This window comes from Candidatus Methanoperedens sp. (genome assembly GCA_012026795.1).
Taxonomy (GTDB): Archaea; Halobacteriota; Methanosarcinia; order Methanosarcinales; family Methanoperedenaceae; genus Methanoperedens.
Map to the genome: position 1 here is coordinate 69,081 of VEPM01000019.1, position 13,654 is coordinate 82,734.

Here is a 13,654-nt window from a genome sequence, read left to right on the forward strand (position 1 = left end):
ATGTTGAACAATACCTATATTCATATACCCTGTATCGGCTCTTCAACAGAGCGGATGATATGGAAATCCGGGATAAAAAGCTGGGATGATTTTCTCATAAATCACGGAACGCTAAAAGCAACGAAAAAAAAGCAGCGGGTTTTATATTCAGGAGTTGAAGAATCAATTGAGCAGCTATCAGGTAAAAACCATCTTTTTTTTGCACGGCGGCTCCTGCCCCGCCACCAATGGAGGGCATACAGGCAATTTGAAGATAAAACTGCATTTGTTGATATTGAGACAACAGGACTTTCCTCGCAATCCGACAGCATAACGATAATCGGTATCTATAACGGGAAAGAAACAAAAACATATATCAAGGGAATTAACCTGGATGAGGCAACGCAGGAGCTGGCAAAGTACAAGCAGCTGGTTACTTTTAATGGCGCACGTTTTGACCTGCCTTTCATAGAACATGAATTCCCCGGATTTTTCAATCACCTGCATATCGATCTTATGTATCCTTTAAAAAATATCGGATATAGCGGCGGTCTTAAAAAAATCGAATATTCACTCGGGATAAGAAGAAGCGAAGAAACCGAAGGAATATCCGGTTTTGAGGCTGTCCGGTTGTGGAACAAATATAAGAAGGGGGATGATGAAGCCCTGGAGTTGCTCATCGAGTATAATAAAGAAGATGTGGAAAATCTTAAGACCATTATTGATATGACTTACCAGAAAATGGTGGATAATGAAGTTGCTCCAAAAGATGGAAAGTGCGCGGATACTTCACAGAAGTTCATATAAAAGTTTTGCTGCCATGAATAACAGGAAAAGAGCAAATAATTTATTGATAACATTTGAAGGAACGCGTTTGAAGATTATTTTTGAACCGATCTGTGCGCCTGCAAAAGCAGTAAGGCCTGTATAAGATAATATATTCAAATCAAGTGTTTGGGCTCCAAAAACCAGATGCCCCACAAATCCTGATAATGAGGTAAATGTTATAATAAATGCAGAAGTTGCTACCGCATTTTTTGTTTCCAATCCAAGAATAAGGAGCAGTGGTACAATAAAAGTGCCTCCGCCAATGCCTGCTAATGAGGAGATTATCCCAAAAATAAATGCCAGGCCTGCCCCAACCAGAATCTTCTTGTTTTCTCCATCTTTAACCATAAAGCCAATATTATTAAATAATAGTATGCGCAGTGCTGCAAACAAAAGTATTATGCTGAGCAATATAATTAAAACCCTGGTCTCAATCCGGGATACAAAATATGAACCTGTAAGGGCTCCAGACGTTGATGTTAATATCAGGGGAAGGGCTATTTTTTTATCCACAAGCATCTGTTTTAAATAAGTGATGGAAGCTGATGCCGTTGTTATCATATTCAACAAAAGCGCCATGGGGATAGCTGCAAGAAGAGGTATGCCCAGCCAGAAAAAAAGCGGCGTGTATATTATCGCTCCCCCAAGACCCATTATAGAGAAAAGGACTGCGATGAGGAATGTTATTACAATGATCAGCAATATGTCCATAATATTTCCCTAAACACATCGAAGGATTAATAATGCTTGGAAGAAACATTTAATAATAAGGAAACCGTTTAATTCGTAAGGATACAAATGAATAAGAAAAATCGTTTATTATTAGGTGTTTCGGTCATTGTTGTTTTATTGGGATACCTGCTGCTCACATCAGGGACATCGAACCAGTATGAAGTAAGCAATGCTCTGGCTGCAAAGGGAAATCTGACAGGAAAGGTCATAATTGTTAACGGATCATTGGTCAAAGGTACTGACAACTGGGACCCATTAACAAAAACTCTTACATTTAAAATGACAGACGGCGTTGCAACAATGGATGTCATTTATGTCGGGGACTTACCCAACATGCCGGCTGAGGTTGTTGATATCCAGACCATAGTTACAGGGCAGTTCAATGGAAACAGGTTTGAAGCATTCAGGATGCTCACGAAATGTCCTTCAAAATACGAAGGAGAGAATTCCTTTGATGCAAATAATACAAATGCAAAGGGCAAATGAATAAATAATTTTCAATTCCGATCAATCAAGATGGAAGAAATGAAAGAGCGTCTCCTGTGAGGTCAGGTATAAGGACTGGAATTATTTTAAATTCATTCACATCAACAAGCCCTTTGTCTGTTATCTTGATGGATGGAATGACAGGCAAGGAAAGGAAAGACATCTGGATAAAAGGCGTATCAAGCTTGCAGCCCATTTTTTTGACAATGCTGTGCAGTTCTTTTAGTTTTTTATCCACTTCGTATGCATTTTCGGTGCTGAGAATCCCCGCAAAAGGAAGATGAAGAAAATCTGTCACACTGCCTTTTGCTATCACTATACCTCCTTGCAGTTCTCTGATTTTATTCGCACAGAGTGCCATATCCTCAAAATTCGTGCCTATGAGAACGACATTATGTGAGTCATGTGCAATACTCTGTCCGATTGCGCCTTCTTGCAGACCAAAGCCGCGGATAAAACCACGGCTTATATTTCCCGATTTTCCGTGGCGTTCAATAACAGCTATGGAGAGGATGTCTCGTTCTATATCAGGCAGGATAGCCTGTTCCACTGCTCTTAATTCCTCAATACTATTGTTTGTAGTAAGCTGACCCTGCACTATTTCTATTACATGGGCCGACACAATCCTTTTCTTAGATTTGATTTTCAGGTCTCCTGGTTCTATTTTTCTATATTTAACTGTCCTGAAGACATAACCCGGGTATCCGGTTACTTCTATTTCCGGGTTTATTATTCCACGTATTACCACATTTTTAATCCTGAAATCCTGTAAATTATCAATTATTACCAGATTTGCTCTTCGACCGATGCTTATTGAGCCCACAAACCGGTCTACCATGTAATATCGCGCCGTGTTAATGGTAGCCATTGAGATCGCCTGAATAGGCTCAATTCCAAGCCGGATTGCTTTTCTCACCGACGCATCCATATACTCGTCTATAAGGTCTCCCGGCTGTTTGTCATCAGTAACGAAGAAGAAGTTTTCGAAGGATATTCTATCGCCAAGAAGCCTGGGGATGAATTCTTCAAGGCTCTTTGCGGCTGAACCTTCCCGAAGCATGAGCTTCATGCCGAGGCGCACCTTTTCAAGTGCTTCATCATATGTCACTGACTCATGGTCGCTTGAGATGCCGGCACTCATGTATCCGAACAAACTACTGTCTCCCATGCCAGGGCAGTGACCATCCACCACAAGTTTTCTATCAAGAGCCGCAGAAATCTTGCCAAGTATCTCAGGATTACCACGCAGTACCTCCTGGTAGTCCATCACCTCACCAAGTCCTACCACGAATTTTTTATCCAGAAGCTTTTTTGTATCAAGAAGGTCGATCTTCGCCCCTGATGTTTCAAGAGAACTTGAAGGCACACATGAAGGAATAGTTAAAAAAACATCGATTGGCAACTTTTTTGCTTCATTCATGATCAACCTGATTCCTTTCACCCCGAGGATATTGGCGATTTCGTGCGGATCTATCACAATACCTGTTGTCCCGTGGAGGATTGATTGTTTTGCGAATTGCGTGAGTGTAACCATGCTCGACTCAAAATGCACATGCCCATCTATCAATCCAGGGCAAACATATGCTTTTCTTATATCATGAATCTCTGTTTTTGAGCCAATCAGTTCATCCACATCACCAATACCTGCGATGAACCCTGAGCTTATTGCTATGTCACCTTTTGTGATTTCTTTTGTGTTGACGTTCAAAATCCTGCAATTCTTAAGTACAGTGTCGGCCTTGATCCTGCCTTCCCCTGCAAACACCTTCTCTCTCAAAAACATAATAACGAATTATTCTATATTGGATAAAATATCTTTGTGTTTTAGTCTTCAACTATTTTCTCTTTAGGAAAGAATATCTATTACGATGTATTATCTATATTATAATGGAAAAGTCCCCGGATACATTAAAATGCTACCTTGTAAGCTGGGATGAAGTCTACAGGCTGGCAAAAATTTTAGCTTTCAAAATAAAAAATTCAGGATTTAAGCCAGACCTTGTTATAGGTATAGCCAGAGGCGGACTTGTGCCAGCACGTATTGTGTGTGATTTTCTATTACAAAAAGACCTTGCAGCTATAAAAGTTGAACACTGGGGAATCGCCGCGATTGCCCTCGGAAAAGCTAAAATAAAATTCCCTCTTCCAATAGACATTTCCGGAAAGAAGATATTGATTGTGGATGATGTCGCGGATACTGGAGACACTTTTACTGCGACTGTGGATTACGTAAAGGGAAAGAATCCTTTAGACGTTAAAAGCTCAGTGCTGCATTATAAGACATGTTCATCATTTGTCCCTGATTACTGGGCAGAAAAGCAAGATGAATGGAAATGGATAATATATCCCTGGGCTGTTTATGAAGATCTGACGGGATTTATTCAAAGGGCATTGATCAAACCCATGACTCGCGGAGAGATAAGGAAAGCTCTTAAGAACAATTTCGACATCAGCATACCAAAAAAAGACCTTATGGAAATGTTAAATGATATGCATGCGGAAGGAAAAATCCGGAAAATAGAAAAAGGGGTACGGATGAAGTGGGCCATTTAAGATGGAGTTTATAGCATTTTCTGCTTAAATTTAAACTCCCATAAACTCTCGCCCTTGATTTCTTTTTTAATCAGGTGCTCCATCTCATGGGCTATGTCATACGCCGTAGAACCCTCAAATACAAGTTCTTTTTGTGCAAGTTCTTCCACTTTTATCTCTTTTTTAAGAGGATGAACAGTGGCTTTTATGATACGCTCGCTTTCAACCTTCACCTTATAAGGACGCACAACAAGCATTCTTACCAGCTCATCCCCGCATTTTTCAAGCCTGTGAACAGTCCCCTCTTTCTCTTTAAGAACCGGGTTTATGAAAAGGTAAATCTCCTCAAGGGAATACCCCAATTTCTGTTCATCATCGTAAACTGTAGTCTTATCCATCACCGTTATCGTCTTTATGTTTTCTATAGAATAACTCCAGTCACCGCCATCTCTTAAAGAGAACAATAACGGGATAAATGCATCTGCAGGTATGCCAAAACCTGAGATCAGTTTTTTCTCTTCGCTTGTGAAATCCATTGCCTTCTTTAGATGTTCCATGTCCATATATCTGGTATTGTTTGTCCGGCTAAGCGTAAGTATATATGGATGAAAAACCCATTTGAATAATGGGAATTGGAGGTATAAATTGTGGCAATATATATCATAATCTCGAACCTGACAGATGAAGGTGCCAGGACTCTTAAGAAGAACCCTGGCAGAGTGAAAGAAGTAAATGACGAGCTCAAAGACATGGGTGTGAATGTGATTGACCAGTACGCTGTCCTGGGAAATTTTGACTTTGTGACCATCGTGGAAGCAGATGATGAAACTGTTACCAGTGCAGTCGTTGAAATCGCATCGCGCGGTAGTATCAAAACAGCTACATACAGGGCAATACCGATCAATGAGTTCATCAATTCGCTTAAATAATGGCGATTAACCTGGATAATATCCAGATAACCAGAAACAAATTTTTCAACGAATTAGAGGGAATTTTTCCTCCTGCCACTGTGGGAAAAACACCTTTTGAAGTAGTAGATGAGGATAGCAGATTTAATTTTAAGCTTCTTCGATATGTAACAGAAAAGGATAGCAAGAGGATTTTACTCATTGTTCCACATATAATAAACAGACCTTATATCCTTGATCTCAATGATGATGTCAGCGTCATAAGAAAGTTCTGTGAATATGATTTTTCAGTTTATATGTTTGATTGGGGCTATCCAACAATAGAGCAAAGAAAAGTCTCCTTTTCAGATTATGTACATTATTTGGATAAGGCGGTGGATCTTATTTTCAAGGAAAGAAGGATTAAACGGGTTATAGTTATAGGATACTGCACAGGAGGCATAATTTCTCTCATGTACGCCTCTTTACATCCTGAGAAAGTGGAAAAGCTTATTCTACTGGCAACGCCTGTGGATTTTTCCAGGTGGTATGATCCGAGGATACTATGGGGAAAGGTATTTGACGTTCGCAGCATTGTGTCTCTCTACGGTAATGTGCCAGGTGAGTTAATTCTCTTTTTTGGCCGTAACTTGTTTATGTATTATCTTCCATTTTTCTCGATGCGAGCGGAATTTAATAAGGAGTTATCGACTTACGAGTCGTGGCGTGATGCTTTAAGAATAAATAGATGGTTAATGGATACGCCTATGATACCCGGCTCTACTTATATTCAATTCATTGAGGATTGCTACCAGCAAAATTTGCTAATCAAAAATTTGATGAAAATCGATTCCCAAATCGTTGACCTGAGAAAAATTCACTGTCCTGTGCTTAACATATTGGCAAAATATGACCACATTGTTCCTTTATCATCAGGTAAAGCGCTAAAAGATGTTTATTCAGGGGAGAGTTATGAAGAAATCGTCTTCCCTTCATCCCACACTGGTCTTTCTGTGAGCAGGGAAGCTCATTTGAATCTGTGGCCAAAAGTTTGTAAATGGATAGGGCGGACTGAATGAATTGGTCAACAATTGACAAACTTTCAAGCATCTAAAATGCAGTTCCCACTGTTTTCTTTATGGTATGAAAACAGCAGATGCGATAGCTGTTGTCCATAAGCCGTTTTTATCACCGTTTGCCGATTGGGTTATGTTGGTTGTTTTGATTATCAATCCGCTGGTCTTGAACAACTGTTTCCTCTCGTCCCATGCAGTTTCAGGATCAAACTGAAGTCCCATTGTTGTTGCAAGCATTGTTGCAGCCAGATCTTCAGAATAGTCTCCTGCCGTCTCATCTGTCTGTCCAAAAGAGTGATGCTCAGAAAGGTACCCGTAATTGTTCTTGCCTGATGGGATTGCTGCTCCTATTGATGCTGCAATTAACCTGTGAGGCTCATTTGTTGAATTCCTGGCAAGAACTGTAAAGGTTATTTCTCCGGGTTCTAGCATTTTCAGCCCTTTTTCCTTTGGGATGAGCTTGCAATCCGGTGGGATTATGCTGGAAACGTTTACCAGGTTGCAATACTGTATACCAGCGTCTCTTAAAGCTAATTCAAAGGATTGTAAGTATTCTTTATGTTTGCCCACACCCTTAGTCAGGAAAAAATGCTTAGGAATCATCTATAAATAGATTAAACGAATTGGTTTATTTAGGTTTCGCTTCCTGTGCTTTGTTGAATAAATGCTGCTTAATCTCTTCAATCTGCTTTTTTCTGGATGGATAGGTGAGGAACCATAAAAATTAGTTTGGATAGGATAGGAGGTCCCTCTAATGTATAATATAGATTCTCTATTTAAATCTATTTTCCATGATTATACCCAAATCTTTACCAATTTATAGACTATATAAGAACTTATGAGTGAAAAAGCGGCATTGAAACGTGAGCTGGGATTGTTTGAGGTAACTCTTTCTGGGATCGGGATAATCCTGGGAGCGGGGATATATGCACTCATTGGAGAAGCGTCCGGGCTTGCAGGGAATTCCTTATGGCTGTCATTTGCAGTCTCGGCATTGATAGCGATATTCACAGGACTGAGTTATGCAGAGCTCTCCTCCATGTTCCCTAAAGCAAGCGCGGAATACGAATATACTGCACATGCATTTGGAAAAAGGCTGGCCTTTATTATCGGCTGGCTGATAATCTTAAGCGGAGCGATCGGTGCTTCAACTGTAGCTCTCGGATTCGGAGGCTATTTCAAAGAATTGTTCAGTATGCCTATAATTACCTCAGCGTTTGTCCTGGTAATTGTTCTTTCTTTTCTCCTTTTCCTGGGCATAAAGGAATCTGCCTTGTTTGCTGTTGTAGCTACCCTTATTGAAACATCAGGGCTTTTGATCATAATTTTTATAGGTGTTCCTTATCTTGGGAAGGTTGATTACTTTGAAATGCCGCTGGGAATGGCCGGGGTTTTCCAGGCTTCAGCATTGGTTTTTTTCGCATATACGGGATTTGAGAGTATCGTTAAGCTTTCGGAAGAAACGAAATCTCCTGAAAAAACAATTCCAAAGGGATTGATACTTGCAATTTTGACCAGCGTCCTGCTTTATATTCTGGTAGCAATTTCTGCTGTAAGCGTTGTTGGATGGGAAAGTCTGAGTAGATCAGATGCACCTCTTGCAGATATTGCTTTTACAGCTTTTGGGAGCAATGCATTTATAATGCTGAGTATTATTGCTCTTTTTTCAACTGCCAATACCGTTCTTTTGATGATGCTGGGCTCGTCAAGAATAATGTATGGGATGGCTGATTCCTTACATCTGCCCCCTATCCTTTCAAAGATACATTCTTTAAGGAGAACGCCATGGACAGCTATAATAATGACAGGGGTTCTATCGCTGCTGTTTATCTTTGCGGGTAATATCTCATTTGTGGCAAACATTGCCAACTTCACCTTATTCGTAACATTTTTTGTGATAAATGCCTCCATGATCGTATTGAGGTACAGGGAAACGGATATGAAAAGACCCTTCAGGGTACCACTTACAATAGGCAGGTTCCCGCTACTTGCGCTTCTGGGTATGTTAGTCAGTGCATTCATGATCTTGCAGCTTGAAGCAGAGGTTGTTCTTGTGGGGACTGCCCTTGTGGTTGTGGGGGGATTGCTGTCTTTTGTGAACTGGAAGAAATAAATCGATACAAAAAACAAAAATAGGAATAAGTGAATATCACATATCCGGAATAGAACCAATGGACAAGATGACACCTGCGATGAAGCAGTATTACGAGGCAAAGGAAAAGCATAAAGATGCCCTGATTTTTTTCAGGATGGGCGATTTCTATGAGTCTTTCGGGGAAGATGCTAAATTAATAGCAAAAGAACTTGAAATAACACTCACATCAAGAGGCAGGGATAAAGAGGGCGGGGATATGCCGCTTGCAGGGATTCCCCATCATGCGGTTGATTCATACCTTCCTAAACTCATAAAGAAAGGGTATAAGGTCGCAATATGTGAGCAGCTTGAAGACCCGAAAATGGCAAAAGGCGTAGTGAAAAGAGGGGTTATCAGGGTCATCACGCCAGGGACTGTAATTGATTCATCTCTTGTTTCTGACCAATCCAACAATTATCTTATGTCAATATCGGGTGAAGGCACAGAATATGGGATATCATTCCTGGATGTCAGCACTGGCGAATTCCTGGCAACCCAGTTTTCTGATAATAATTCATACGACAAAATAATAAGCGAAGCATCCCGGATGCATCCTGCTGAATGCATACTTGCTCCCGGGCTTTTCGATAATAAGAAATTAAAAGACCGTTTGAGCCGGCTTAATATAATCATCAATAAATTCGATACGGAAGCTTTTGATCTTAAAAGCGCACGGGAACACCTTCTTAAACATTTTGGTGTGATGACCCTTGAAGGTATGGGATGTGAAAAACTCAAATTTGCGATTGAGGCATCCGGCGCCTCTCTCCTGTATGCAAAAACAACCCAGATGAGGGACCTGAATCATATCCAGTCAATGAGGACATATTCCGAAAATGAATTCATGGTGCTTGATTCGATAACACTGAGGAATCTTGAAATTATCCAGGGTATCAGGGGTGAGGCGGGTGATTCATTATTATCTGTCATTGACCATACAAAAACACCAATGGGAAGACGCCTGCTCCGGAAATGGGTTCTTTTACCATTGATTTCTGTGAGCAAAATAACACAAAGGCAGGATGCCATTGATGAGATCATCAAAAAAACGCTTCTGCGTTATGATCTGCGCTCCCAGCTTTCACATATTCGTGACATAGAGCGCCTTATCGGGCGGATCGTATATGGCAACTCAAATGCCCGGGATTTGATAGCACTTAAAGTCTCTCTTCTTACCATACCTGGAATCATAAAATCACTTAAAGAAAGCGATGTAAGGTCAGGGCTTTTATTGAACATATTGGAAAGGCTGGGTGATCATCAGGATATTGTTTCACTGCTTGACAGGGCGCTTGTTGATGACCCGCCGGTTACAGTTCGCGAAGGCGGGATGATAAAGGAAGGGTATAATGAAAAGCTTGATGAACTCAAGGAAATGTCAATTCACGGGAAAGACTGGATCGCCAGGATGCAGCAAAAAGAACGTGACAGGACAGGAATAAAATCCCTGAAGATCGGATATAATTCGGTTTTCGGGTATTATATCGAGGTCACAAAAACCAATCTCTCGCAGGTTCCTTCGGACTATATCAGGAAACAAACAACCGCAAACAGTGAACGCTTTTACACGCCTGAACTGAAGGAAAAGGAAGCGATGATACTTTCTGCCGATGATAAACGAACGGCCCTTGAATTTGAGTTATTTACAGAGATCAACTATTTTATTGCCGGAAAGTCCAGGGAATTGCAGATCACAGCCAATGCACTCGGAGAAATCGATGTCATTTCAAACCTTGCAGAAATGGCTGTGAATAACAAATATGTACGGCCCGAAGTAAATGATAACTGCAATATTTTGATAAGGGACGGAAGGCATCCTGTAATAGAATATGCTATTCCGGGCGGGTTTGTCCCGAATGATACTCATATGGATTGCCAGGATAACCAGTTCCTGCTCCTGACCGGGCCGAACATGGCCGGGAAATCCACATTCATGAGACAGACGGCACTGATAGTTATAATGGCGCAAATCGGCAGTTTTGTTCCTGCATCTTTTGCTTCCATCGGCCTTGTTGACAGGATTTTTACACGTGTAGGGGCTTTTGACGATCTTGCAAGCGGACAGAGCACTTTTATGATAGAAATGGTGGAGCTTGCAAATATCCTCAACAATGCGACGCCCAGGAGCCTGATACTCCTTGATGAGATCGGAAGGGGCACAAGCACTTACGATGGTTACAGCATAGCAAAAGCAGTGGTTGAATTTATTCATAATAAGGATCGTGTTGGTGTGAGGTCGCTTTTTGCCACGCATTATCACCAGCTTACAGCATTGAGCGGGGTTTTAAAGCGGGTGAAGAATTACCATGTCGCAGTGAAAGAAGAAGGCAATGACCTTGTGTTCCTCCGTAAGATAATTCCGGGCGCAACCGATAAAAGTTATGGCATCCACGTTGCAAGGCTTGCAGGAGTGCCTCTTAAGGTGACACAGAGGGCAAAAGAGATTTTAAAAGAAGTGGAGAATGGGAGCAGCATAGGCAGCAGGGGGAAAGACAGCGCGAAATATACACAGATGATGCTTTTTGATTCGGATAGTACTGGTTCTGTAAAAGAATCACCAGTGGTTGAGGAACTCAGGAAACTCAATGTTGATGCGATGACGCCCCTTGAGGCGCTTAATGCGCTTGCTGATTTGAAAAAGAAGGTGGGCGGATGATAGTACAACTAAGGGCTTACTAAAAGCCGCAAGCATACTTGGATTCTTCTCAAGAAGAGTAATCTGGACGCAGATAAATGCAGATACGAATCATAATTTTTGGGCGCGCAGGTTTTTGACTTTTTTGCTGCATCCGGCATATTAACCGCAGATGAACACAGATAAACACAGATATACATCATGATTTTGGGCGCGCGGGAATTTATATATTATATGATAATTTAGATTGTAACCGTAATATCAATGTGATTTTCAGAGAGCGCAGTAATAAATCTGCGTTCATCTGCGATTAGATAAGTTATTTTTGCACAAGCTCTAAGGATGGACAGGATTTTCTGTTCGAGTCAGGCACTATATACATATATCAATGTGTCAATTTAAACCTCCATGCGAATAGCCATGAAAGTTGGATACATCGGCACAGATTATCATGGATTCCAGATACAGCCTGGTGTGAAAACTATTGAGGGTGAGCTTTTTGCATCCCTTGTGAAACCGGGTCTCATCAAAAGCCCCCATGAGGCAAATTATATCGCATCAGGAAGAACCGACAAAGGAGTTCATGCACTCGGTCAGGTGATAGCGTTTGATACGCCTGAATCAGGTTTAGCGATCCCCGCGGCTATCAACAGCAATCTTCCCGGAACAATATGGACATGGGCAAGAGCGCAGGTGCCTGATAATTTTGATCCTCGCCGCCATGCAAAATCCAGGGAATACATGTATATCATGCCAGGGAAATTGGATATCTCTCTTATGAAAAGTGCATCAGGATTAATAGAAGGCAAACATGATTTTTCAAATTTTATCACTCCTGAGAAAGGACGAAACAGTTCAACCGTAGTTTATAGTTTAAATATCCGCACAGTAGGTGAGTTCACGATCATGGATATAAGCGCAGACCATTTTCTATGGCACATGGTCAGGAAAATTGCAACAGCATTGAAAATGATAGGAAGTGGGAAAAGGGATATTCCGTGGCTTGAAAAGATGCTTCAGCCTTCGCAATTCCATGAAGCGCTGGAGCCGGCCCCTGCTCACGGGCTGATCCTGAAGAATGTGGAATACAGGGATATTGACTGGAAAGATGATGCATATGCAAAAAAGAAGACATCGGATAACCTGGAAGATGAGTTCTTATGGCATAGAGTAATGGCGCAAATGCTAAATGAACTTAAAAAAGACATGACATTAAAAACGGAATAATTGATATGTTGATAGCATTTGAACTTTCAGGGGAACACAATACCATTCCCGGATCAGAAGTACTTTCATGCCTCAGGTCGCTAAATGCCGATTTCCAGGTTTGCCATTTACTTGATGGGTGCCTTGTTATCGATCTGAATACAAGGGCAGAAGAAATAGTTGAAAATATTTCAAAAAGGCTTGCAATGACACATCACATCACCAGAGTCCTGGGTATAGGCGTGTCGAGTGAACCGGAAATTGTGAATCTTGTTGAAAAAAATATGCCGGACTTTGAAGGGACATACAATATCCGTGTCAAACGGGTAAGAGACCACCCTGCAATAAACACTGAATCGATGGAGAGGCAAATCGGAGGTATTTTTTACAAAAAAGGAAAACGTGCAAACCTGAAAAATCCACAAATACAGTTCAGGGTAGTGCTTACGGAAGATAAAAGCATTTTCTCCAGCCTGATTTGTTCAATTGACCGCAGTATTTTCGAAGCGCGAAAACCACATTTCAAGCCTTTTTTTTATCCTGGTGTCCTGATGCCAAGGGTTGCAAGAGCGCTTGTGAATATTTCAATGCCGCAGGAAATCCTCTTAGACCCATTCTGCGGAACCGGGGGAATTCTTGTGGAAGCCGGGTTGATTGGTATAAAAGTGATAGGCGGGGACATGCAAAGGAAAATTCTGCTTGGCGCAAAAATGAACCTTGACCATTATAATGCAAATTATTCATTAATGTATGAAGATGCATGCCGCCTTGCGCTTCGTGATCAAAGTGTTGACGCTGTGGTCACGGATCCGCCATACGGAAGATCTGCAGCAATTAAAGCCGAATCCCTTGAAATTATGCTCGCCATATCCATGAAAGAGATATATCGCGTTTTGAAGCCGGGGAAACGTGCGGTCTTTGTTTCCGAGCGCCTCATCGAAGCGATTGCAAAGGATGCGGGTTTTGAGGTGGTAGAGACGCATTTACAAAGAGTGCATAAGAGCCTTACCCGACGGATACTGGTACTTGAAAAACCGGTTTAATTAGTTTAGATAATTTGTAGGACTTACGCGGTTAACGTCAACCAACTGTATTTAGCATAATTTTAATATCAAGTTCGTACAAATAATTTTTGAAACAATAAAATTATGCAAAAGCA

General features: G+C 41.2%; 13 protein-coding genes. 9 read left to right on the plus strand and 4 right to left on the minus strand.

Features of this window, described 5'->3' with window-relative positions; genetic code table 11:
* A complete protein-coding gene (locus tag FIB07_10705; GenBank protein ID NJD53323.1) occupies positions 1-786 on the plus strand; it encodes an exonuclease in 786 nt (261 codons plus the stop codon).
* Here FIB07_10705 and FIB07_10710 read toward each other — a convergent pair.
* Positions 769-1,518 carry a sulfite exporter TauE/SafE family protein gene (locus FIB07_10710; GenBank protein NJD53324.1) on the minus strand — a complete coding sequence of 250 codons (750 nt, stop codon included), beginning with the start codon at positions 1,516-1,518 and terminating at the stop codon, positions 769-771. The genes FIB07_10705 and FIB07_10710 overlap by 18 nt on opposite strands.
* An 87-nt stretch (positions 1,519-1,605) precedes the next feature.
* Here FIB07_10710 and FIB07_10715 point away from each other — a divergent pair, with 87 nt between their 5' ends.
* Positions 1,606-2,025, plus strand: a complete 420-nt coding sequence (locus tag FIB07_10715) for a cytochrome c maturation protein CcmE (protein ID NJD53325.1) — start codon at positions 1,606-1,608, stop codon at positions 2,023-2,025.
* 25 nt (positions 2,026-2,050) lie between these two features.
* Here FIB07_10715 and ade read toward each other — a convergent pair whose 3' ends face one another.
* Positions 2,051-3,808, minus strand: a complete 1,758-nt coding sequence (ade, locus tag FIB07_10720; GenBank protein NJD53326.1) for an adenine deaminase — start codon at positions 3,806-3,808, stop codon at positions 2,051-2,053.
* Between the two features lie 104 nt (positions 3,809-3,912).
* Between ade and FIB07_10725 the strand changes: the two genes are divergently transcribed.
* On the plus strand, positions 3,913-4,578 hold the full coding sequence (locus tag FIB07_10725) for a phosphoribosyltransferase (protein NJD53327.1): 666 nt from the start codon (positions 3,913-3,915) through the stop codon (positions 4,576-4,578).
* A gap of 8 nt (positions 4,579-4,586) precedes the next feature.
* Here FIB07_10725 and FIB07_10730 read toward each other — a convergent pair whose 3' ends face one another.
* On the minus strand, positions 4,587-5,114 hold the full coding sequence (locus FIB07_10730; protein NJD53328.1) for a hypothetical protein: 528 nt from the start codon (positions 5,112-5,114) through the stop codon (positions 4,587-4,589).
* A gap of 90 nt (positions 5,115-5,204) precedes the next feature.
* Here FIB07_10730 and FIB07_10735 point away from each other — a divergent pair, with 90 nt between their 5' ends.
* Positions 5,205-5,486: a GYD domain-containing protein gene (locus tag FIB07_10735; protein ID NJD53329.1), complete on the plus strand. Its 282-nt coding sequence runs from the start codon at positions 5,205-5,207 to the stop codon at positions 5,484-5,486.
* A complete protein-coding gene (locus FIB07_10740; GenBank protein ID NJD53330.1) occupies positions 5,486-6,523 on the plus strand; it encodes an alpha/beta fold hydrolase in 1,038 nt (345 codons plus the stop codon). The genes FIB07_10735 and FIB07_10740 overlap by 1 nt, the downstream gene beginning before the upstream one ends.
* A 57-nt stretch (positions 6,524-6,580) precedes the next feature.
* On the opposite strand, the gene FIB07_10745 is transcribed toward FIB07_10740, so the two are convergent.
* Positions 6,581-7,123: an arginine decarboxylase, pyruvoyl-dependent gene (locus tag FIB07_10745; GenBank protein ID NJD53331.1), complete on the minus strand. Its 543-nt coding sequence runs from the start codon at positions 7,121-7,123 to the stop codon at positions 6,581-6,583.
* A gap of 235 nt (positions 7,124-7,358) precedes the next feature.
* Here FIB07_10745 and FIB07_10750 point away from each other — a divergent pair, with 235 nt between their 5' ends.
* From FIB07_10750 to FIB07_10765, 4 genes are all read left to right on the plus strand, one after another.
* On the plus strand, positions 7,359-8,633 hold the full coding sequence (locus FIB07_10750) for an amino acid permease (GenBank protein NJD53332.1): 1,275 nt from the start codon (positions 7,359-7,361) through the stop codon (positions 8,631-8,633).
* A 58-nt stretch (positions 8,634-8,691) separates the two neighbouring features.
* On the plus strand, positions 8,692-11,310 hold the full coding sequence (gene mutS / locus FIB07_10755) for a DNA mismatch repair protein MutS (protein NJD53333.1): 2,619 nt from the start codon (positions 8,692-8,694) through the stop codon (positions 11,308-11,310).
* 387 nt (positions 11,311-11,697) lie between these two features.
* Positions 11,698-12,516 (plus strand): tRNA pseudouridine(38-40) synthase TruA, encoded by an 819-nt coding sequence (gene truA, locus FIB07_10760; protein NJD53334.1) that lies wholly within the window; start codon positions 11,698-11,700, stop codon positions 12,514-12,516.
* Between the two features lie 5 nt (positions 12,517-12,521).
* Positions 12,522-13,538 carry a methyltransferase domain-containing protein gene (locus FIB07_10765; GenBank protein ID NJD53335.1) on the plus strand — a complete coding sequence of 339 codons (1,017 nt, stop codon included), beginning with the start codon at positions 12,522-12,524 and terminating at the stop codon, positions 13,536-13,538.
* Positions 13,539-13,654 lie beyond the last annotated feature (116 nt).